Source organism: Pantoea sp. Tr-811 (genome assembly GCF_011752535.1).
In the GTDB taxonomy this organism is placed as follows: Bacteria; Pseudomonadota; Gammaproteobacteria; order Pseudomonadales; family Pseudomonadaceae; genus Aquipseudomonas.
Window position 1 is genome coordinate 398,875 of record NZ_VWXJ01000001.1, and the last position, 21,097, is coordinate 419,971.

General features: G+C 65.5%; 17 protein-coding genes and 1 pseudogene. 11 read left to right on the plus strand and 7 right to left on the minus strand.

The annotated features are described in order from the left end of the window. Nucleotides 1-23 precede the first annotated feature (23 nt). From F3J44_RS01790 to mexE, 4 genes are all read right to left on the minus strand, one after another. Nucleotides 24-1,079: a HEAT repeat domain-containing protein gene (locus F3J44_RS01790; RefSeq protein WP_167069792.1), complete on the minus strand. Its 1,056-nt coding sequence runs from the start codon at nucleotides 1,077-1,079 to the stop codon at nucleotides 24-26. A 309-nt stretch (nucleotides 1,080-1,388) separates the two neighbouring features. After that, complete coding sequence (locus F3J44_RS01795) at nucleotides 1,389-2,807, minus strand: efflux transporter outer membrane subunit (RefSeq protein WP_167270265.1); 1,419 nt, start codon at nucleotides 2,805-2,807, stop codon at nucleotides 1,389-1,391. Next, complete coding sequence (locus F3J44_RS01800; RefSeq protein ID WP_167069788.1) at nucleotides 2,804-5,983, minus strand: efflux RND transporter permease subunit; 3,180 nt, start codon at nucleotides 5,981-5,983, stop codon at nucleotides 2,804-2,806. Before F3J44_RS01800 ends, F3J44_RS01795 begins: the two co-directional genes overlap by 4 nt. A gap of 12 nt (nucleotides 5,984-5,995) precedes the next feature. Beyond that, nucleotides 5,996-7,237: a multidrug efflux RND transporter periplasmic adaptor subunit MexE gene (gene mexE / locus F3J44_RS01805; protein ID WP_167069786.1), complete on the minus strand. Its 1,242-nt coding sequence runs from the start codon at nucleotides 7,235-7,237 to the stop codon at nucleotides 5,996-5,998. A gap of 287 nt (nucleotides 7,238-7,524) precedes the next feature. On the opposite strand from mexE, the gene F3J44_RS01810 reads away from it, so the two are divergent. Next, nucleotides 7,525-8,718: an MFS transporter gene (locus tag F3J44_RS01810; protein WP_240158168.1), complete on the plus strand. Its 1,194-nt coding sequence runs from the start codon at nucleotides 7,525-7,527 to the stop codon at nucleotides 8,716-8,718. A 160-nt stretch (nucleotides 8,719-8,878) separates the two neighbouring features. Beyond that, entirely contained in the window at nucleotides 8,879-9,013 is a 135-nt protein-coding gene (locus tag F3J44_RS30070; RefSeq protein ID WP_255432118.1) for a hypothetical protein, read from the plus strand. A 3-nt stretch (nucleotides 9,014-9,016) separates the two neighbouring features. Here the strand turns inward: F3J44_RS30070 and F3J44_RS01815 are convergent, their stop codons facing one another. Beyond that, nucleotides 9,017-10,063 carry a LacI family DNA-binding transcriptional regulator gene (locus F3J44_RS01815; protein ID WP_167070791.1) on the minus strand — a complete coding sequence of 349 codons (1,047 nt, stop codon included), beginning with the start codon at nucleotides 10,061-10,063 and terminating at the stop codon, nucleotides 9,017-9,019. 258 nt (nucleotides 10,064-10,321) lie between these two features. On the opposite strand from F3J44_RS01815, the gene F3J44_RS01820 reads away from it, so the two are divergent. From F3J44_RS01820 to F3J44_RS01860, 9 genes and pseudogenes are all read left to right on the plus strand, one after another. Next, complete coding sequence (locus F3J44_RS01820; protein WP_167270267.1) at nucleotides 10,322-12,526, plus strand: TonB-dependent receptor; 2,205 nt, start codon at nucleotides 10,322-10,324, stop codon at nucleotides 12,524-12,526. A 74-nt stretch (nucleotides 12,527-12,600) separates the two neighbouring features. After that, the gene (locus F3J44_RS01825; protein WP_167270270.1) at nucleotides 12,601-13,935 is read left to right on the plus strand and encodes an LLM class flavin-dependent oxidoreductase; all 1,335 of its coding nucleotides are present in this window, start codon (nucleotides 12,601-12,603) and stop codon (nucleotides 13,933-13,935) included. Beyond that, nucleotides 13,932-14,975 carry an L-glyceraldehyde 3-phosphate reductase gene (gene mgrA, locus F3J44_RS01830; RefSeq protein ID WP_167270272.1) on the plus strand — a complete coding sequence of 348 codons (1,044 nt, stop codon included), beginning with the start codon at nucleotides 13,932-13,934 and terminating at the stop codon, nucleotides 14,973-14,975. Before F3J44_RS01825 ends, mgrA begins: the two co-directional genes overlap by 4 nt. Before the next feature lie 3 nt (nucleotides 14,976-14,978). Then, complete coding sequence (locus F3J44_RS01835) at nucleotides 14,979-15,908, plus strand: aliphatic sulfonate ABC transporter substrate-binding protein (protein WP_167270274.1); 930 nt, start codon at nucleotides 14,979-14,981, stop codon at nucleotides 15,906-15,908. 298 nt (nucleotides 15,909-16,206) lie between these two features. Continuing rightward, nucleotides 16,207-16,827 (plus strand): LysE family translocator, encoded by a 621-nt coding sequence (locus tag F3J44_RS01840; protein ID WP_240158172.1) that lies wholly within the window; start codon nucleotides 16,207-16,209, stop codon nucleotides 16,825-16,827. Nucleotides 16,828-16,848: 21 nt separating this feature from the next. Further along, on the plus strand, nucleotides 16,849-17,733 hold the full coding sequence (locus tag F3J44_RS01845; protein ID WP_167270276.1) for an alpha/beta hydrolase: 885 nt from the start codon (nucleotides 16,849-16,851) through the stop codon (nucleotides 17,731-17,733). A gap of 150 nt (nucleotides 17,734-17,883) precedes the next feature. After that, nucleotides 17,884-18,747: pseudogene (locus F3J44_RS01850) on the plus strand (pirin family protein). A 105-nt stretch (nucleotides 18,748-18,852) separates the two neighbouring features. Then, nucleotides 18,853-19,761, plus strand: coding sequence for a DNA-3-methyladenine glycosylase (locus F3J44_RS01855; RefSeq protein WP_167270278.1), 909 nt, complete (start codon nucleotides 18,853-18,855; stop codon nucleotides 19,759-19,761). Nucleotides 19,762-19,970: 209 nt separating this feature from the next. After that, complete coding sequence (locus F3J44_RS01860; protein ID WP_167070782.1) at nucleotides 19,971-20,231, plus strand: DUF1652 domain-containing protein; 261 nt, start codon at nucleotides 19,971-19,973, stop codon at nucleotides 20,229-20,231. 49 nt (nucleotides 20,232-20,280) lie between these two features. Here the strand turns inward: F3J44_RS01860 and F3J44_RS01865 are convergent, their stop codons facing one another. Next, nucleotides 20,281-20,568: a hypothetical protein gene (locus F3J44_RS01865; protein ID WP_167270280.1), complete on the minus strand. Its 288-nt coding sequence runs from the start codon at nucleotides 20,566-20,568 to the stop codon at nucleotides 20,281-20,283. A 135-nt stretch (nucleotides 20,569-20,703) separates the two neighbouring features. Further along, nucleotides 20,704-21,018: a hypothetical protein gene (locus tag F3J44_RS01870; RefSeq protein ID WP_167270282.1), complete on the minus strand. Its 315-nt coding sequence runs from the start codon at nucleotides 21,016-21,018 to the stop codon at nucleotides 20,704-20,706. Nucleotides 21,019-21,097: the final 79 nt, after the last annotated feature.

The window sequence follows — 21,097 nt, forward strand, 5'->3', positions numbered from 1 at the left end:
GCTGGCTCAGGGTTCAACGCAAATCACAGGCCTTGCTGCAGGTAGGGGTCGTCAGGGTTCTGGCGCTCAAGCTCGGCCAGTAGAACCTGGACATTCTGCAGCTGGCCGCTGTCCTTCCAATATTGGATCAGCAGCACCCGTGCTCGGCGGTTGGCCGGCTGCCGGCTGAGCAAGGTTTCCAGCTGCTTCTGCGCAGCCTCGGCCTGGTCCAGCGCGTGCAGGGTTTGCGCCAGGGTGTAACGGTAGTCGGCGTTGTCCGGCTCCAGCTCCACCGCGCGGGACAAGGCCAACAGGGCGTATTCGCGCTGTTCATGGCGGTTGAGCCAGCGCCCCAGTTCGTATTGCAGGAACGCAGAATCCGGGCGCAGGGCCAGTGCCTTGGCCAGCACCTCGCGGGACTGCTCATGGTGACCTTGGCGTTCCAGCAGATGCACCTGGGTGGCCAGTGCCTCAAGGTTGTCGGGCGCCACGCTGAGGCTGCGCTGCACGGCCTTGGTGGCCTGCGCGTAATCGTTCTCGTGCAGGTACAGGCGCGCCAAGTGGACCTGGGCCTGGGCGTCGTCCGGCTGCTGTTCGAGGGCCTGCTGGTATTGCTCAAGCACGGTCTGCAAGGGCCCGAAATACAGGCCGATGGCATCCGGGTCGAGGCCGAGCAGGGCGTCCACGGCGGCGAAACGCACGCTTTGCTCATCGTCATCGAGCAACGGCCCCAGCACCAGGCTGCGCTGCGCTGGCGGCAGCAAGCGCTGAATGCTGGCGATGGCGGCGCGGCGCACCAGCGGGTCGTCGTTTTCCAGGTCCAGGCGGGCCAGTTTCAGTGCCTGGGGCGACGGGTAGTTGGGCAACTCGGCATACAGCGCGGCGCGGCGTATGGGCGTCAGGTCATCGCGTTGCAACTGCTGGTACAGCACCCGCGCAGCGCCTGGCTGGCCGTCATGGGCCTGGCGCAGGGCCTTGGCGTAGCTTTGTGGTGGCAAGGATGGCGGTGCGGGCCGGTCTTCGCGGCGCAACAGGGCGATACCGACCGACACCAGGATCAGCAGCAATACAGCGATCAGGTAGCGGTGGCGTCTTTGCATCGTCTGGCGCGGTCCATGGCGGTGGGAAGGCAGAGCTTGGGGCACAATGTCTGAAGCTGCAAGCTTCATGGGCCTCTATCGCGGGATTTTACGCCGACTTGGTAGGAGCGAGCGTAGCTCGCGATGCGATCCCACAGGCGGGCTCATCATGAGGGATGTGGTGCCCGTCAGATCGCATCGCGAGCTGCGCTCGCTCCTACCAAGGCGGCGTAAAATCCCGCACCCGAAAAAAAGCCCCGCAAGCCAAGGCCAGCGGGGCAAACGGTTGGGGGAGGAGCCAACCAAAGGAGTCGTTTGAACGGGTAAGGGTCAGCGCAGGCTGGCGACGTTCTCTGGCTGCCAACCGCCGCCGAGGGCCTTGTAGATCGAGACGATGCCGCGGTACAGGTCGACTTCACCCTGCGCCTGGGCGTCTTCGGCGCTCAGGCGTTCACGTTCGGCATCCAGCAGTACCAGGTAGTCCACCGTGCCTTCGCGGTAGCGCACCGAGGCGAGTTCTGCGGCCTTGCGGCTGGCATCGCTCTGGCGCATCAGCGACAACAACCGTTGCTGGGTCTTGTCGTAGTCGCTGAAGGCATTGGCCGACTCTTCAAGCGCCAGCAACACATGCTGCTCGTAGTTGGCCAGGGCACCTTCGGCATCGGCCTTGGCGCCGCGCAAGCGGGCGCGCACGCTGCCCAGGTCGAACGCCGCCCAGGTGATGCTCGGGCCCAGCGACCAGGCATTGGCCGCCGCCGAACCGATCTGCGAACCGCGCGAGGCGGTGAAACCCAGGAAACCGCTGAGGCTGACCCGCGGGAACAGGTCGGCCGTGGCCACGCCGACATTGGCGGTGGCGGCGGCCAGCTGGCGCTCGGCACTGCGGATGTCCGGGCGACGGCGCAGCAGCTCACCCGGGTCGCCTACCGGCAAGGCCTTGGCGATGGCGGGCAGGGCCTTGGGCGAGAGGTCCACGCTCAGGGCGTCCGGGCGCTGGCCGAGCAGGGTGGCGATGCGGTGACGGGCGCGGGCCTGTTCGGCCTGCAGTTGCGGCACGGTGGCTTCCACCCCCGCCAGGCGGGCATCGGCGCGCACCACGTCAAGCTCGTTGCCAACCCCGGCGTCGCGCAGGGTCACGGTGATACTGCGTGATTCCTGTTGGGTCTTGAGGTTGGCCACGGCGATGTTCTCGCGCAGTTGCGCACCGCGCAGTTGGCCATAGGCGTCGACCAGCTCGGCGATCAGGCTCACCTGCAACTGCTGCAGGTCGGCCTGGGCCGCCGCTTCCTGGGCTTCGCTGGCTTCGATCTGGCGCTGGATGCGGCCGAACAGGTCGAGCTCCCAGGCCATGTCCAGGCCCAGGTCATAGCGCTCCTGGTTCACCCGTTGCTCGGTCTGGCCGGGCACCTGGCCCTTGCCGACCTGGCTGCTGGCGCGGCTGGTCACCACCGGGAACTGGTCGTTGGCGGCGTCGTCGCGGATCGCCCGGGCCGATTTCAGCCGGGCGAACGCCACCTGCAGGTCACGGTTGCCCTCCAGCGACGCCTGCACCAGCTGGTTCAGCACCGGGTCGTCGAATTGCTTCCACCACAGGCTTTCGAAGCGGTTGCGGTCGAACGCCTTGGCCTGTGCCTCGGTGCTGTTCAACTGCGCAGGCGCGGTGTTGGGTGCCTTGTAGTCCGGGCCTACCGCGCAGGCCGCCAGGGCCAGCGCCAGCAGGCTTGGGGTCAGGGGTTTGAGCAGGTTCATGCATGGTTCTCCAGCACAGGCGCGTGTTGGGCCTTGCGGGCCTGGCGACGCTCGACGAAACGGCGGATCAGGAAGAAGAACACCGGGGTCAGGAACAGGCCGAACACGGTCACGCCAATCATCCCCGAGAACACCGCCACGCCCATGGCATGGCGCATTTCCGAACCTGCACCGGAGCTGAACACCAGTGGCACCACGCCCATGATGAAGGCGATGGAGGTCATCAGGATCGGCCGCAGGCGCAGGCGGCAGGCTTCCAGCACTGCAGCCAGTGGGTCGAGGCCCTTGGCCTGTTCATCCTTGGCGAACTCAACGATCAGGATCGCGTTCTTGCACGCCAGGCCCACCAGTACGATCAAGCCGATCTGGGTGAAGATGTTGTTGTCGCCACCGGAAACGATCACCCCGGTAATGGCCGACAGCAGGGTCATCGGCACGATCAGGATCACCGCCAGCGGCAGGCTCCAGCTTTCGTATTGGGCGGCCAGCACCAGGAAGGCCAGCAGTACGCACAGCGGGAACACCAGCAACGCCGTGTTACCCGACAGAATCTGCTGGTAGGTGAGGTCGGTCCACTCGAAGGTCATGCCGTTGGGCAACTCTTGCTTGAGCAGTTTCTCGATCGCCGCCTCGGCCTGGCCGGAGCTGTAGCCAGGGGCGGCAGCACCGTTGATTTCGGCGGTGATGAAGCCGTTGTAGTGCATCACCCGGTCAGGCCCGGAGGTGTCGCTGACCTTGAGGAAGGTCGCCAGCGGGATCATCTCGCCCAGGTTGTTGCGCACCTTCAACTGGCCGATCTGCTCGGCATCGAGGCGGAACTGCTGCTCGGCCTGGACGTTGACCTGGTAGGTGCGGCCAAAGCGGTTGAAGTCGTTGGTGTACAGCGAGCCCAGGTAAACCTGCAGGGTGTCGAAGATGTCGGTGATCGCAACACCATGGGTCTTGGCCTTTTCCCGGTCGATGGCAGCATCCACCTGGGGCACGTTGACCTGGTAGCTGGTGAACAGGCCTGCCAGTTCCGGCACGTCATGGCTCTTGGCGATGATGTTCTGGGTTTCCTTGTACAGCGCTTCGTAGCCCAGGTTGCCGCGGTCTTCGATTTGCAGGCGGAAGCCGCCAATGGTGCCCAGCCCTTGCACCGGTGGTGGTGGGAAGATCGCGATGTAGGCGTCCTGGATATCGGCGAACTTGGCGTTCAGCGCGGCAGCGATGGCGGCCGCCGACTGGCTTGGGTCCTTGCGCTCATCGAATGGCTTGAGCGGGGTGAACACGATGCCGCTGTTCGGGCTGTTGGTGAAGCCGTTGATCGACAGGCCGGGGAAGGCCACCGAGTCGGCAACGCCCGGCTGCTCCAGGGCGATTTCGCTCATGCGCTTGATGACCGCCTCGGTGCGGTCGAGGCTGGCGGCGTCCGGCAGTTGGGCGAAGGCCACCAGGTACTGCTTGTCCTGGGCCGGCACGAAACCGGTCGGGGTGGACGAGAAGCCCAGGTAGGTCAGGCCCATCAGGCCGGCGTACACGAACAGGGCGATGCCGCTGCCGCGGATCACACGGCGTACGCCGCCGACATAACCATGGCTGGCGCGGTCGAAAAAGCGGTTGAACGGTGCGAACAGCCAGCCACCGAGCAGCTTTTCCAGCAAGCGCGAGAAACGGTCCTTCGGTGCGTGGTGGTCTTTGAGCAGTACCGCGGCCAAGGCCGGCGACAGGGTCAGCGAGTTGAACGCCGAAATCACGGTGGAAATGGCGATGGTCAGGGCGAACTGCTTGTAGAACTGCCCGGTAAGGCCAGAGATGAACGCCGCTGGCACGAACACCGCGCACAGCACCAGCGCCGTGGCGATGATCGGCCCGGTCACTTCGCTCATGGCTTTCTGCGTGGCTTCGAGCGGCTTGAGGCCCAATCCGATGTTGCGCTCGACGTTCTCCACCACGACGATGGCGTCGTCCACCACGATACCGATGGCCAGCACCAGGCCGAACAGGGAAAGGGCGTTGAGCGAGAAGCCGAACAGGTGCATCACCGCGAAGGTGCCGATCAGCGAAACCGGTACGGCCATCAGCGGGATGATCGAGGCGCGCCAGGTCTGCAGGAACAGGATCACCACCAACACGACCAGGATCAGGGCTTCGAACAGGGTATGCACCACCGCTTCGATCGAGCCACGGACGAACACGGTCGGGTCATAGACGATGCTGTAGTCCATGCCTTCGGGGAAGTCCTTCTTCAGCTCGGCCATCTTCGCCCGCACTTCGTCGGAGATTTCGATGGCATTGGAGCCCGGGCGCTGGAAGATCGGAATGGCCACGGCCGGCTGGTTGTTCAGCAGCGAGCGCAGGGCGTACTGGCTGGAGCCGAGCTCGACCCGGGCGATGTCCTTCAGGCGGGTGATTTCGCCATCGGCGCCGGCGCGGATGATGATGTTCTCGAACTCTTCCTCGTTGACCAGGCGGCCCTGGGTGTTGATCGACAGCTGGAAGCTGGTGGAGCCGGGGGCGGGCGGGGCGCCCAGCTGGCCGGCGGCCACCTGGCGGTTCTGCTCGCGAATGGCCGCGACCACGTCGCTGGCGGTAAGGTTGCGCGAAGCGGTCTTGTTCGGGTCGAGCCACACGCGCAGCGAGTAGTCGCCCATGCCGAACAGCTGCACGTCGCCCACGCCGCCCAGGCGGGCCAGTTCATCCTTGATGTTGAGGATGGCGTAGTTGGACAGGTAGAGCATGTCGTAGCGGTTGTCCGGCGAGGTCAGGTGCACGACCATGGTCAGGTCGGGCGAGGCCTTGTCGACGGTGATGCCGATACGGGTCACTTCTTCCGGCAGCTTGGGCTGGGTACGGGTGACGCGGTTCTGCACCTGCACCTGGGCGTTGTCCAGGTCGGTGCCCAGGGCGAAGGTGATGGTCAGGGTCAGCTTGCCGTCGGCGGTGGACTGCGAGGACATGTACAGCATGTTCTCGACACCGGTGATGGCCTGCTCCAGCGGCGCGGCGACGGTTTCGCCGATCACCTTGGGGTTGGCGCCAGGGAAGTTGGCGCGCACCACCACGGTGGGCGGTACCACTTCGGGGTATTCGCTGATCGGCAGCTTGAACAGCGAGATGGAACCCGCGATCAGCAGCACCAGCGACAGCACCGCGGCGAAGATCGGCCGGGTAATGAAGAATTTGGAAAAGTTCATCGGTGTGGTCCCTTAACCGCGTGGCGCCTGGGCGCTGGCGACTTTTTCATTGGTGCCGGCCACCTTCGGCGCCGGGTTGCTGGCCTCCAGGGCCTGGCGCTGCTGGGCGAGGGCGGCGAGGGTCTGTTCGCTGGCCATTGGCGTTTCTTCCGGGGTGACTGGCGAACCTGGGCGCACGCGCTGCAGGCCCTTGACCACGATGCGGTCGTCCTTGGCCAGCCCGCTGCGCACGATGCGCAGGCCTTCGAGCTTGGGCCCGAGCTCCACGGCGCGGTAGGCGGCCTTGTTGTCTTTGTCCATGACCAGCACGAACTTCTTGCCAAGGTCGGTGCCGACCGCTTCGTCGTTGATCAGCACGGCGTCGTACTGGGCGCTGCCCACCAGTTTCAGGCGTGCGTACAGGCCGGGGGTGAACTGCCCGTCGCGGTTGTCGAACACGGCGCGGCCACGGATGGTGCCGGTGCGCGGGTTGACCTGGTTGTCGACGAAGTTCATCTGGCCCAGGTGCGGGTTGCCGGTTTCGTTGGTCAGGCCTAGGTAAACCGGGGTGCTCTGGCCGCGCTGGCCTTCACGCGCCAGCTGGGTGTACTTGAGATACACGCGCTCGTCGGCGTCGAAGTAGGCGTACACCTTGTCGGTGGAGACGACGCTGGTGAGCGGGGTGACATCGGCGGTGACGATGTTGCCGGCGGTGAACTCGGCGCGGCTGACGCGGCCGCTGATGGGCGCGGTAACGCGGGTGAAGCTGAGGTTCAGGCGGGCCAGGTCGAGCTGGGCCTGAATGGCGTCGACCCCGGCACGGGCTTCGGCGGCGGCGCTGCTGCGCGATTCGGCAAGCTCTGCGGAGATGGCGTTGCTGTCGCGCAGGCGCTCGCCACGGCGGGCTTCGTTGGCGCTGCGAATGGCGGTGGCCTTGGCCTGTTGCAGTTGCGCTTCGAGGCGGCGCACTTCAGCCTGGAAGGGGCGCGGGTCGATCTGGAACAGCAGGTCGCCTTTTTTCACCTGGGCGCCTTCGGTGAAGGCAACCTGGTCGATCTGGCCAGACACCCGTGGGCGCACTTCGACGGTTTCCGGGGCTTCCAGGCGGCCGGTGAATTCGTCCCATTCGTTGATCGGCTGTTCGATGACCTTGGCGACGCTGACTTTCGGCGCGGCGGGAGCCTGCACGGCGTCAGGGGTGCGCCCACAAGCGCTGAGCACCACCACTGCCAGGGCAGCGAGGGGGAAGCGCAAGGGTTTGAGTGAGTGATCCATGGAGAACTCCGCCAATGTATTAGTAGTGGGCGGAGTGTGAGTGTCTTGCGCGTGACGCACGAATCGAACGCAGCGAAAGCTATTATCACGCACAATGATATGTCTGCATCGATCATCGATGGCGGGCATGTGACGGGGCTTGGGCTTGAGCGCTCTAACAGCAGTGCCGGCCCTATCGCGAGCTACGCTCGCTCCTACAGGCGATGCATTTCCCCTGTAGGAGCGAGCGTAGCTCGCGATAGGGCCCGCACAGCCACCAACGCACAGCGACTGAAATAGGCCCCACCTTGCACACCTACCACCGCCTGCCCGGCCCCCTTGGCATCGTCCTTCTCGGCGTGCTGCAAATCCTGGTCTGGGGCGGCTCGTTCTTCCTCATGGCCGTGATGGCCGACCCGATCAGCCGCGACACCGGCTGGCCCAGCCAATGGGTGTATGGTGCGTTGTCCCTGAGCCTGATGGTGTCGGCGCTGTTCGCACCGTTGTCCAGTCGCCTGGTTGCCCGCTACGGCGGCCGCCCGCAGATGGCCGCGAGCGGTGCGGTGGTGGCGGTGGGGTTGTTGATCATGGCTGCCAGCGATGGCCTGGCGTTGTTCCTGCTGGCCTGGGCGGTGATCGGCATCGGCATGGCCATGGGGCTGTACGAAGCGCTGTTCGCCACCCTGGGTGGGTTGTACGGGGAGGGCGCGGGCAAAGCCATCACGGGCATCACGCTGATCGCCGGCTTCGCCTCGACGCTGTCCTGGCCCACGGTGGCCTTGGCCATCGAACACTTCGGCTGGCGGGCGACCTGCGCCTGTTATGCGCTGGTGCTGATCGTTGTGGTCGCGCCGTTGTACTGGCGGGTGTTGCCTGCAGGTGGGCGCGTGGAAGTGCCGGCCAAGGCCCAGGCGAAAGGCGAGGCGGTTGGCGTGGATCGCGGGCTCTACTGGCTGCTGACGAGCATGTTCGCCATTGGCGCCATCATCATGACCGCCATCGCCGTGCAACTGGTGGCGGTGCTGCAGGGGTTGGGGCATTCGCTACCGGCGGCCATTGGCCTGGCGGCGATGCTCGGCCCGAGCCAGGTGGCTTCGCGGGTGTTGCAGATCCTGGCCGGCAAGCGTCACCCGATCTGGACTGCGCTGGCTTGGGTCAGCCTGGTGCTGGTGGGTTTGTTGCTGGTGACCTTGGTGCCGGCCGCCACGGCGGTGGGTTTGTTGGTGTTCGGCTGTGGCAATGGCCTGCGGGCAATTGTGCGGGGTTTGTTGCCGCTGGCGATGATGCCGCCGGCGCAGTACGTGCTGCTGATGGGGCGCATGTCGCGGCCTTCGTTGATTGGGCAGGCGTTGACGCCGGTGGTGGGCGGGTATTTGTTTGAGCACTTTGGCTCGATGGGGGTGTTGGTGACCCTTTGCCTGTTGGCGTTGACCAATGTGGTGTTGGTGGGAATGGTGATGCGGCTACGGGCATGTTCGCCGGCAGATTTTCAGCGCCTGTGAAACCGAGCGCCGCCCGCGCGGCGCTCGATTTCACAGGCGCTACACCTCTTGAGGCAGGTTGATGCAGGCGCATGGCCACCCTGCCGCCTCATGAGGGCCTGGCTAATTCATCTCGCTGAACTAGTGTGTTAGGAGGACTCTGCATAATCTGGAGGTGGTCATGAGGACATTGGTAGTGCTAGCGCTATTGAGCCTGCTGGCAGGCTGCAAATATTTCAGTTATCAGGAGAGCTGCACAGACAACCCAACCCGCGCCGACTGCGACGGCAGCCATCAAGTCGAACGCCGCAAGTGACCCTCAGGCACTTTCCCGAGCGATCAACTCACACGCCAGCAGGTTCAGCCGCTGCACCTCGCCCTCGACAGGCACGCTGCCCAAATGCTGCAAAACCCGCAACGCCGCCAGCTCGCCAATCTCCCGCGAGGGCGGCCGCAGGGTGGTCAGGCTGGGCAGCAGCATCTGCGCAAAGGCATAGTCGCCAAACCCCATGATCGCCATGTCCTCCGGCAACCGCAGCCCAGCGCGCTGGCCCGCCAGCAGGGCGCCAGCAGCCAGGTTGTCGTTGGCGAAGATGATCGCCTCCGGCCGCGGGTCGCGGCGCATCAGCGCCTCCATGGCCTGGCGCCCAGCCTCGAACGGCGCGCAGTCGGCTGACGGCACGAACACCCACGGCTCCAACCCAGCCTCGCGCAGCGTTTCGATGTAGCCATCACGCCGCTCCAGGGCGCTCAGGTCGCCGGCGGCACTGTTCTGCACGAAGGCGATGCGCCGATGGCCCTTGCCCAACAAGTAGCGGCACGCCTGCACACCCACCTGGTGATGCAAGAACCCCACCTGCAGCGGTGCCCGCTCGGGGCAGTAGTCCCAGATTTCCAGCACCGGCACATCGGCCTCGGCCAGCATCTTCTCGGTGGCCGCGCTGTGGAAGCGGCTGGTCACCACCAGCGCCGCCGGCGACCAGCCCAGGAAGGCACGCACGGCGCTCTCTTCCTGCGCCTCGCTGAAGTAGCTGGAGGCCAACAGCAACTGATAGCCATGCTGGCTCAGGGTGTCACTGAACGCCTGGATGGTCTGGGCGAAGATCGGCCCGGAAATGTTCGGGATCACCATGCCGACGATCCGCCCGCGCGCCGAAGCCAGGCCACCGGCCACCAGGTTCGGCACATACCCCAGTGCCTGCACCGCCGCTTCGATACGCTCGCGCAAAGGCGGCGACACCTGCTCGGGCTGGTTGAAGAAACGCGAAACGCTAATGGCCGACACCTCGGCAGCGCGCGCCACCTCGGCCAGGGTCACACGGCCGGCGCCGCGTCGCTTGCGGGGGGAATCCTTGGCTTGGCTCACAGGCTGGCCTCATGGAGAAATGCGGCGATGTTAGCGCTAACGTAGGCGATGCTGGCAAATAGCTTTATGGCATATAAATCTGCTTTTTTATTATTTGACCTGCTAAGCACAGCGCTCTGATACTTGGTGATGTTAGCGCTAACAAGCGCTGCTGTTGGCAAGCGCCTGCCACTCGCACGAGCGAGACCAGACAACCACAGCAACACCCCGTTGGCTCGTATGCGGGCCCTGGTCTGGTCTTTGAAGGCAGTGAGCATCATGCACAAACCGCACAACGCTTTTCCGTTCAAGCAACGCCAACCCCTGGCTGCCGCGCTCTTGCTGGCGGCCATTGGCCAACCGGCCCAGGCCGCCGAGCCTGAACAGCAAGCCACCGCGCTGGATGCCGTGACGGTGACCGCGACCCGTCGCGAGTCGACCCTGCAGGAAGTGCCGGTGGCCGTGTCGGTCATCAACGGCGAGCAGCTTGAACGCGACAACCGCAACAACGTAGCCAGCATCGTCCAGCAGGTGCCAACACTCAATTACCGCGCCGGTGCCTCGAACAAGGACACCTCATTGTTCATTCGCGGCGTCGGCACCATTTCCACATCCCCCGGTGTAGAACCGACCGTGGCCACGGTGGTCGACGGCGTGGTGTTCGGCCGCCCAGGGCAGTCCACCCTCGACCTGCTCGACCTGGAACGCATCGAAGTGCTGCGCGGCCCCCAGGGCACGCTGTTCGGCAAGAACGCCTCGGCCGGCGTATTGAACGTGGTCAGCAAGGCCATCCCCGAGCACACCCAAGGCTACATGGACTACTCGCACTTCGGCGGGGGCGACGAGAACCGCCTGCGCTTCGGTATCGGTGGCCGCCTGAACGAACAGCTCAAGGGCTCCCTGAGCACCTTGTGGGGCGACTATGACGGTAACGTCGAGAACGTCGCCAACGGCCATGACGTCAATGGCTACTCGCGCAAGGGGGCGCGTGGCAAGCTGGAGTTCGAACCCAACGATGCCCTGCGCCTGACCCTGATCGCCGACTACATGAAGGGCGAGGACACCCTGCCCAGCGGCGTGATCACCAGCGCCAGCAGCGCCTTCGCCAGCCAGCTGCGCCCGGTGACGCCCAGCGCCCACAACCGTGACATCAACAGCGATTTCAAAACCCATGTCGAGGACGAAAACCAGGGCCTGTCGGCCCAGCTCGACTGGCAACTGGGTGACTACACGTTGACCTCGATCAGCGCCTGGCGCGGCTGGGACAACACCCAGTTCCAGGATGGCGACCGCCGCGCCTTGCTGCCGGTAACCGCTTCCCACGACAAGGGCACCGTCGATTACGACCAGTACAGCCAGGAATTTCGCCTGACTTCGCCCAAGGGCCAGTTCAACGAATACGTGCTGGGTGCCTTCTACATGCACGGCACCTCCAACGAAACCTACCAGCGCCTGTCGGTGAACAGCGGGGTGGCCAACACCGGCAGGGCGGACTACTCCACCACCAACGACAGCGTCGCGTTGTTCGGCGAGAACACCTTCAACTTCACCGATGACCTGCGCGCGATCTTCGGCTTGCGCTGGACCCACGACGACCTTGAGTACGACCACCGCCGCGTCTCCACCTCGGCCACCGCCGTGACCGGCATCCAGCCCTCGACCGCCAGTTCCGGCTCGGTGGACGAAGATGGCTGGAGTGGCCGCACCGGCCTGCAGTACGACTTCAGCGACAACCTCACCGGCTACGTCACCTATTCACGCGGCTACAAGGGCCCGGCCTACAACGTATTCTTCAACATGCAGCCGCGCGACACCGAAGCGCTCAAGCCGGAAACTTCCGACGCCTACGAAGTAGGCCTCAAGGGCACGGCGCTGGATAACCGGCTGATGGCCAACCTGGCGGTGTTCCACACTGACTACGACAACTACCAGGCCAACTTCTACGACACCGTGGCCAACCAGGTGGTAACCCGCCTGGTCAACGCCGGCAAGGTCAAGACCCAGGGCGTGGAGCTCGACGCCAGCTTCCAGGCCACCTCCCAGCTCAAGTTCTCGGCAGCGGCGGCCTACACCAAGGCGCGGGTCGACCACTTCAACTGCCCGGCGGGCGCCGCTGCCAGCTGCAACATCGACGGCGGCCGGCTGCCTTTTACCCCGGACTGGAAGGCCTACCTGCGCGCCGACTACAGCATCCCGCTGGCCAACGGCCTGGATGTGGAGCTGTCCAGCGACTACAGCTGGCAGGACGCGGTGCAGTTCAGCCTCGACCAGAACCCAGACACCGTGCAGGGTGCCTACGGCATCTGGAACGCCAGCATTGCCCTGGCCGACTACAACGAGGGCTGGCGCGTGGCCTTGCTGGGCAAGAACCTGGGTGACAAGTCGTATGCGCAGATGCTGGCCAGCGGCGGCGACTACATCTACCGCTCGGTGCCGCGCGATGACGGGCGCTACTTCGGCGTGCAACTGCGCAAAGACTTCTAACCGCGCCCACCCCTGTAGGAGCGGGCTTGCCCCGCGAAGGGCTGCAACGCAGCCCCATTCAAGGAGACCCACACATGACCCGCCAAATGAGCCTGGGCGCGTTCCTGATGGCCACCGGGCACCACGTGGCCGCCTGGCGCCACCCGGATGTCCCCGCCGACCCGCTGGACTTCAGCACCTACCGGCGCACCGCGCAGGTGGCCGAAGCCGCCTGCTTCGATGCCCTGTTCGTCGCCGACAGCGTTGCCGCACCCAGCGACGCCCTGGCCAGCCACAGCGCCCGTTCGGTGTACTTCGAACCCCTGACCCTGCTCTCGGCACTGAGCGCCGTCACCGAGCGCATCGGCCTGATCGCCACGGCCACCACTAGCTATAACGAGCCATACCACGTGGCACGCAAGTACGCTTCCCTCGACCACCTCTCAGGCGGCCGCGCCGGCTGGAACCTGGTGACCTCCGACGCCGCCGCCGAGGCTGGCAACTTCGGCCGTGACGCGCACATCCCCCACGCCGAGCGCTACGCCAGGGCCCGTGAGTTCCAGCACGTGGTGCAGGGCCTGTGGGACAGCTGGGCCGACGATGCCTTCATCCGCGACAAGGCCAGCGGCCAATTCCACCACCCTGAAGGGGTACGTACCCTCGACCATGCCGGCGAGCACTTTCAGGTTCGCGGCCCGCTGAACGTGGCGCGTTCGCCGCAGGGCCGGCCAGTATTGGTGCAGGCGGGTTCATCAGAAACCGGCCGCGCACTGGCCGCTGAAAGCGCCGAGGTGGTGTTCACTGCCCAACCCAGCCTGGCCCGTGCCCAGGCGTTCTATGCCGACCTCAAGGGCCGCCTGGCCGGCCATGGGCGCACGGAAGATTCGCTGAAGATCATGCCCGGGGTGTTCGTGGTGGTCGGCCGCAGCCACGCCGAGGCGCAGGCCAAATACCAGCAGTTCCAGGACCTGGTGGACCCGCGCGTGGGCGTGGCCTTGTTGGGCCGCATGCTCGGCAACTTCGACTTGTCTGGCTACCCGCTGGACGGCCCGCTGCCGGCGTTGCCGCCCACCGAAGACGGCCAGCGCAGCCGCCAGCAGCTGCTCACTGAGCTTGCCGGCGAGCAACAGCTGACCTTGGCCGAACTGGGCCGGCGCATCGCCGGCGGGCGAGGGCACTACAGCCTGATCGGCACCCCGACGCAGATCGCCGACGAACTCCAGGCCTGGTTCGAAGGCCGTGCGGCGGACGGTTTCAACGTGCTGGTGCCGCACCTGCCGCTGGGCCTTGAGGACTTTGCCCAGCAGGTCGTCCCTGAACTGCAGCGTCGCGGCCTGTTCCGCCGCCAGTACCAAGGCAAAACCCTGCGCGAACACCTGGGCCTGCAGCGGCCCGCCAACCCCTTCTTTGCCGAGCGAGGCCAACCATGAGCTACATTGCCCACCCTGAGCGCTATGCGCGCATCCCTTACCGCCGTGTCGGGCGCAGCGGCCTGGTGCTGCCGGCCCTGTCCCTGGGGCTGTGGCACAACTTCGGCGACGCCACCCCCATCGACACCCAGCGCGCCTTGCTGCGCACGGCGTTCGATGCCGGCATCAACCACTTCGACCTGGCCAACAACTATGGCCCACCCTATGGCAGCGCCGAAACCAACTTTGGCCGCCTGCTGCGCGAAGACCTGCGCAGTTACCGGGACGAACTCATCATTTCCAGCAAAGCCGGCTGGGACATGTGGCCCGGCCCCTACGGGCAGGGCGGCAGCTCACGCAAGTACCTGCACGCAAGCCTTGACCAAAGCCTGCAGCGCCTGGGGCTGGACTACGTCGATATCTTCTATTCGCACCGCTTCGATGCCGACACGCCGCTGGAGGAAACCGCCATCGCCTTGGCCGACATCGTGCGCCAGGGCAAGGCGCTGTATATCGGCATTTCTTCCTATTCAGCCGGCAAAACCCGTGAAATTGCGGCGTTGCTGGCCGAGCTCAAGGTGCCGTTGCTGATACACCAGCCGTCGTACAACCTGTTCAACCGCTGGATCGAGCACGACCTGCTGGCCACCACCGAAGAGGTGGGGGCCGGGGTGATCGTGTTCACGGCGCTGGCCCAGGGCCTGCTCAGCGACAAGTACCTCAATGGCATTCCCGCCGATGCCCGGGTCAATCGCGCAGGCGGTGGCTCGTTGCTGCCAGGGCACCTGTCCGAAGCCAATATCGCCAGGGCCCGGGCGCTCAATGAAATCGCCCAACGGCGCGGCCAGAGCCTGGCGCAGTTGGCCTTGGCCTGGACCTTGCGCGACCCGCGGGTAAGCTCGGCGCTGATCGGTGCCAGCCGCCCTGAGCAGATCACCGAAAACGTCGCGGCGCTGAACAACCTGGCCTTCAGCCAGGCCGAGCTGGACGAGATCGACCAGTACGCCGTGGAAGGCGGGATCAACCTCTGGGAAAAACCCTCGACCGATTGGAAGGCCTGACCTATGCGCACGCTACGACTTGCGATGCTTCTGCTGTTGGGGCTGGCCAGCGCGGTGCAGGCGGCCGACCCGGCGAGCCTGCGCATCGGTTACCAGAAGGGCTCGATCAGCCTGGTGCTGGCCAAGCAGCACCGCTTGCTGGAGCAGCGCTTTGCCAATACCCAGGTGCAATGGATCGAGTTCCCGGCAGGCCCGCAGATGCTTGAAGCTCTGAACATCGGCAGCCTGGACATTGGCTCCACCGGCGACATTCCGCCGATTTTCGCCCAGGCGGCGGGGGCCGACCTGTTGTACATCGCAGCCGAGCCGCCCAAGCCCAGGGCCGAGGTGATCCTGGTGCCCAAGGCCAGCCCGATCACCTCGGTGACGGGCCTCAAAGGCAAGCGTATCGCCCTGCAGAAGGGCTCCAGTGCGCATAACCTGCTGCTGCGCAGCCTGGCCAAGGCGGGGTTGGGAATTCGCGATGTACAGCCGGTGTACCTGGCGCCGGCCGATGCGCGGGCGGCGTTCGAGCGCGGCAGCGTGGATGCCTGGGCCATCTGGGACCCGTTCTATTCGGCCATCGAACTGGAAGGCAAGGCGCGCGTGTTGGCCGATGGCGAGGGCTTGGGGCTGATCGGGCCGTTCATGCTGGGGGCGCGCCAGTACGTGCAGGCCAATGGTGAGTTCGTCGGGCAGCTGCTGGATGAAATCACCCGCGCCGAGGCACTGACCCGCAGTGATGAGGCCGGAAGCGTCCAGCTGCTGGCGCAGTTCATGGGGCTGCCGGAGGCGGTGGTGCAGCGCAGCTTCAGCCACCGGCCGGCATCGCCGCTGATACCGATCAGTGACGACATCGTCGCGGCGCAGCAGCACACCGCCGAGCTGTTTTTCCAGAACCGGGTCTTGCCCAGGCAGGTCGACATTGCCGGCGCCGTCTGGCACCGCCCCTGATACCGCCTCAACCGGCCGTTTCGCGGGGCTAATTTGTAGGAGCGGGCTTGCCCCGCGAAGCAGGCGACGCGGTACATGGCACCGGCTGCGCCGGTGTTCGCGGGGCAAGCCCGCTCCTACAGGGTAATGGTGCGCAGCCCGCGAAAGGGCCGGCCCAGGCGATTGCCTACCCAGTGGCAGCATGATTCGTTAGCGGTACAGTAATGTGTATCTGATTAATTTAACTTAACTGTACCGGTCGGAGGCAGGACGACTCCGTTAGTGTGGCAGCACCTGCAACGAATCTGGAATGCCTGTCATGCTTGCCTCTGCCGACCTCCTCACAGCCTTCATGCTGTTCGCTTTCGTTTCCTCGATCACACCGGGGCCCAACAACACCATGCTGCTGGCTTCGGGCGTGAATTTCGGTGTGCGCCGCTCAATCCCCCATGCCATCGGCATCAGTGTCGGCTTCATGGTGATGGTGCTGGCGGTTGGCCTGGGCCTGGGCGAGGTGTTCAAGGCCTGGCCGACGCTGTACAGCGTGCTGCGCTACACCGGTGCGGCCTACTTGCTGTACCTGGCCTGGAAGATCGCAACCTCCGGGCCCCTGGGCACCGATTCGGCGAATGCCCGCAAACCGCTGGGCTTCTGGGGTGCGGCGGCGTTCCAGTGGGTCAACCCCAAGGCCTGGGTAATGGCGGTAGGGGCGATCACCACCTATACACCGGCCCAAGGCTATGTGACCAATGTGATCGTCATTGCCGCTGTGTTCGCCCTGGTCAACCTGCCAAGCGTCGGCATCTGGGTGATGTTTGGCAGCGCGCTGCGCAACCTCTTGCAGAACCCGCGCTGGTTGATGCTGTTCAATGTCCTGATGGCCTTGCTGCTGGTGATTTCCCTGTACCCGCTGCTGTTTGTAGAATCGGCGTTTTCCTGAACCCCTGGGTACAGTACACCGATGCAGTTGATCCCCTGGTCCTTCGACACCCGCGAAGGCTTCACCCTGCGCGGCTGGCGCACGCCGGCCAGCGGCAAGCCGCTGCTGCACTTCCTGCATGGCAACGGCTTCTGCTGCCTGGCCTACCAGCCCATGTTGCTGGGCTTGGGCGAGCATTTCGACCTGTGGCTGTGCGACGTGCAAGGCCATGGTGACAGTGACCATGGCGGCGAATTCCGTGGTTGGAACCGCACGGCCGAGCTGGCGGTGGAAGCGTTCGAGGCGGGGCGGCATGAGTACGGTGATGTGCCCAGGTATGCCTTGGGCCATAGCTTTGGTGGCGTGCTCACGGGCCTGATACTGGCCAGGCATCCTGGTTTGTTCCAGCGTGCGGTGCTGCTCGACCCTGTGCTGTTCAGCCGCCGCATGCTCGGGGTGATGGGCGCTGCCGCGCTGGTTGGCCTGCACCGCAAGCACGGGCTGGCGCGCAAGGCTGCCAGCCGGCGCAGCCATTGGCCGGACCGCGAGGCGGCGCTGACGTCGCTGCAAGGGCGCGGCATCTTCAAGGGCTGGAGCGATGCGGCGCTGCAAGCGTACATCGAACACGCTCTGGGTGACTGCGGCGAGGGCGTGGTGCTCAAGTGCCGGCCCAGCCGCGAGGTGGACATTTTCAGCTCGTTCCCCTCGCGCATGTGGGCGCAATTGGCGAGCATCGCGGTACCCACGCGGGTGCTCTACGGCAGCCGTACGTACCCCTTCGTACCGCGCTCGGTAGCACGGCTGGTTGCGCTCAATGCCCATGTGAGCGCCAAGCAAATGGCCGGCGGCCATTGCTTCATGCAGGAGGACGCTGCCCCCTGCATCGCAGAGGTGCACGCTTACCTGAGCGCACCCATGGCAGAGTAAGCCTTGAAGCAATCGCCCTGTCGCGACGCTCACCCGCGTGCCTTACGCCGTTTATTGTCCTGCCAGTAGAACGATACGTGCTGTTTTTGCTGGCTTGTGGCGAATTGGCTTCATGGGTAAGTTTATTTCCATGAAGAGAGGAGCCTTTCCATGAAAACGATTCTGGGCATCCACCGCAGCCCCCACGCCCACTGGGTCGGTGACGGTTTTCCGGTGCGCAGCCTGTTCACCTACGACACCCTGGCCAGCCAGCTCAGCCCGTTCCTGCTGCTGGATTACGCAGGGCCTTATGACTTCACGCCAACCACCGACCGCCGTGGCGTGGGCCAGCACCCGCACCGGGGTTTCGAGACGGTGACCATCGTTTACCAGGGGGAGCTGGAGCACCGTGACTCTACCGGTGCAGGTGGCCTGATCGGGCCGGGCGACGTGCAGTGGATGACGGCCGCCAACGGCATCCTCCACGAGGAATTCCACTCCCCAGCCTTTGCCCGCAGCGGCGGCACGCTGGAAATGGTACAGCTGTGGGTCAACCTGCCAGCACGCGACAAGCGCGCAGCGGCGGGGTATCAGACCCTGCTGGCCACCGACATTCCGGTGCTGCCCCTGGCGGGCGATGGCGGTAGCCTGCGGGTGATCGCCGGTGCCTACCAGGGCTAGCCAGGCCCCGCCCGGACCTTCACCGCGATGGACGTGTGGGACCTGCGCCTGAACCCCGGTGCCAGCCTGCAATTGCCGATTGCCCAGGGGCGCCATGCCGCCCTGGTGGTGCTGCACGGCAGCGTGCGGGTCAACGGCGAACGCGACGCCGGCCCGGCCAGCCTGGTGCTGCTGGCGCGCGCCGGTGAGGATGTCGCCATCGAGGCAGCAGAAGGCGCAAGCCTGTTGTTGCTCAGCGGCGAGCCGATCGACGAGCCAATCGTCGGCTACGGCCCGTTCGTGATGAACAGCCAGGCGGAAATCGCAGAGTCCTTCGATGATTTCCACGCCGGCCGGTTCGGGCAGATGGCCTGAACCGCAGCACACGCCTTCTGCCACACCACACCTGGTAGGAGCGAGCGCAGCTCGCGATGCGCCGCGAAAGCGGCGCAATCACACAAATCTTGGCATGATGCACCTATGCCCCATTCCCGCTTCCAAGCCGTACAGCGCACCATCACCCCCACCGGCCACACCCTGTGGCTGCGCTACGCCACGCCCTACCACTGGCCCTCGACCCTGGCCTTCCTCGCTGCCCGCTGCATCCCCGGCATCGAAACCTTCAGCGCCGGCACCTACCGCCGCACCCTGATGGTCAACGGCCGGCCCGCCCTGCTCGAAGCCAGGCCCACGGCGGGCAACCGCCTGCGTATCGGCCTGGTCGGCGTGCCCAGCCACGCGATCCCCGCTTTGATTGCCCGCGTGCGGCGTGTCTTCGACCTGGACGCCAACCCCGCCCGCATCGCCCGCGACCTGGCCCAAGACCCGCTGATGGCCACGCTGCTGGCTGCGCGCCCGGGCCTGCGCGTTCCCAAGGGTTGGGATGCCTGCGAACAGGCCATGCGTACCGTGCTCGGCCAGCAGATCAGCGTCGCCGGCGCCATGACCCTGGCCGGGCGCCTGGTGGCGCGCCATGGCCAGCCCCTGCAAGAGCAGGCGCAAGGCCTGAGCCATGTGTTTCCAAGCGTCGCCACCCTGGCTGCCGCCGACCTTGAAAACCTCGGCATGCCCCGCGCCCGGGCCGCTACCCTCGGCACCCTGGCCCGCGCGCTGCTGGCGCAACCCGACCTGCTGCGCGCCGGGCAGCCGTTGGCGCATGTGCTGGGCACCCTGTGCCGCCTCAAGGGCATCGGCCCATGGAGCGCCCAGTACCTGGCCCTGCGCCAGGTCGGTGCCAGCGACGCCATGCCGCTGGGCGATGTGGCCCTGGTCAAGGCCCTGCGCCAACGCGAAGGGCAGCACGCGCAACTGGCCGAACGCGCCCCGGCTTGGGGCCCTTGGCAGGCCTATGCGGCGCAGCACCTGTGGGCGTCGCTGGCCGATAAATGACGGGCCGGTGACCGCCTGTCGCAAAGTGCCACCATTCGATCGAACAGCCCCCAGCCGCCAGCGTTCTTCCACTAAGGTGCTATAGGATTTCCCCGCAGAATCATTGCTCCGGCGCATGGACGGCCGCTTGAGCATGGGCAATATCAATTGGCACCCCGTCCCGCAAAGGCGTACTCACACTCATAAGGCCAACAGAGAGGGGTCGTACCATGTCGTTGATTGGAGTTTCGATGCTTGAAATGCGGCAGATCATCGAGCAAGCCTGTTTGCCCGACCGCTGCGAAGTCAGCTGCACGGATGGCAATAGCCTGACCATTCGCCTGGGCCAGGGCCAGAGCCTGGAGGAGGGCGTGACCCTCACCGGGGTATCGCTGCAGAACCTGAACAGCTGCCGGGACCTGGTGAACCTGGTCGGCCAGCTGCATGCACTGCGCAACACCCACTCGCTGCCGTTGAAGGCGATCGCCTGATCGCTGGCGCCGCGCCGGTCAGCCCAGGCTGGCCGGCCGCCCGCATGGCCTACTGCAATTCCAGCAGCAGGTTCAGCCCACCATCACCACACCGGCCCTGATCGCGCACCACGCCGCGGTAACTGCGCCCGTCCCAGACGAACGCCACGCTGTGCGCCCGCTCGACCTTGTCGGGCAGTGGCGGGCAAATGTGCAAGCGCAGGGCAGGGCGCCCCTGCAGGCTGAGTGCGGCAAGCTGGCACTGGCATTCCACGCTCAACGCCACCGGGCCAAACAGGGTATCGCGAACGTAATCGAGCTGAACGCTGGCATTGGGGGCGCGGCCGGGCATTCTCATGGCCGCTGGGTTCCCGGGAACTGAACAGGCATAGGCAGGCTCCTGGCAAAAACACTGCGTCGATCTTCTTTATGAAGCCTAGCGCACCAGGATGTTCAACTTATTTCACTGCTGTTTGTCGGGTGCCCGCCGTATTCAGGGCCGCTGCGGCACCACCGAGGTGCCAAAGCTGTTGCCCATTCGTGTGGCGGTGGCAGCCGGTGTCGCCAGGCCCAGCTGGCTTGGCTGGCGCTTGTCCACCTGCTGGCCGGCCTGCACCTGTGCACGCAGGGCCTTGCCGGCACGCGGGTCGTTGCCCTGCAGCTGCTTGCTCAGGCAGTCGAAGGCCAGGGCGCGCGATTGCCCGACCTGCACGTCGATGCAGCCTTTCTCACTGCTGGCCTGTTCGGCCAAGGCCGGCGCAGCCAAGCCCAACAGCACTGCCAGCAGCCCGATTCTCACGCAAACCATGAAGCACCTCCATCCAGGTACGGATTGCCTGGAATTCTAGCCCGCGTCGCCATGTGTCGGGGTGAAGCTTTGATGGCCG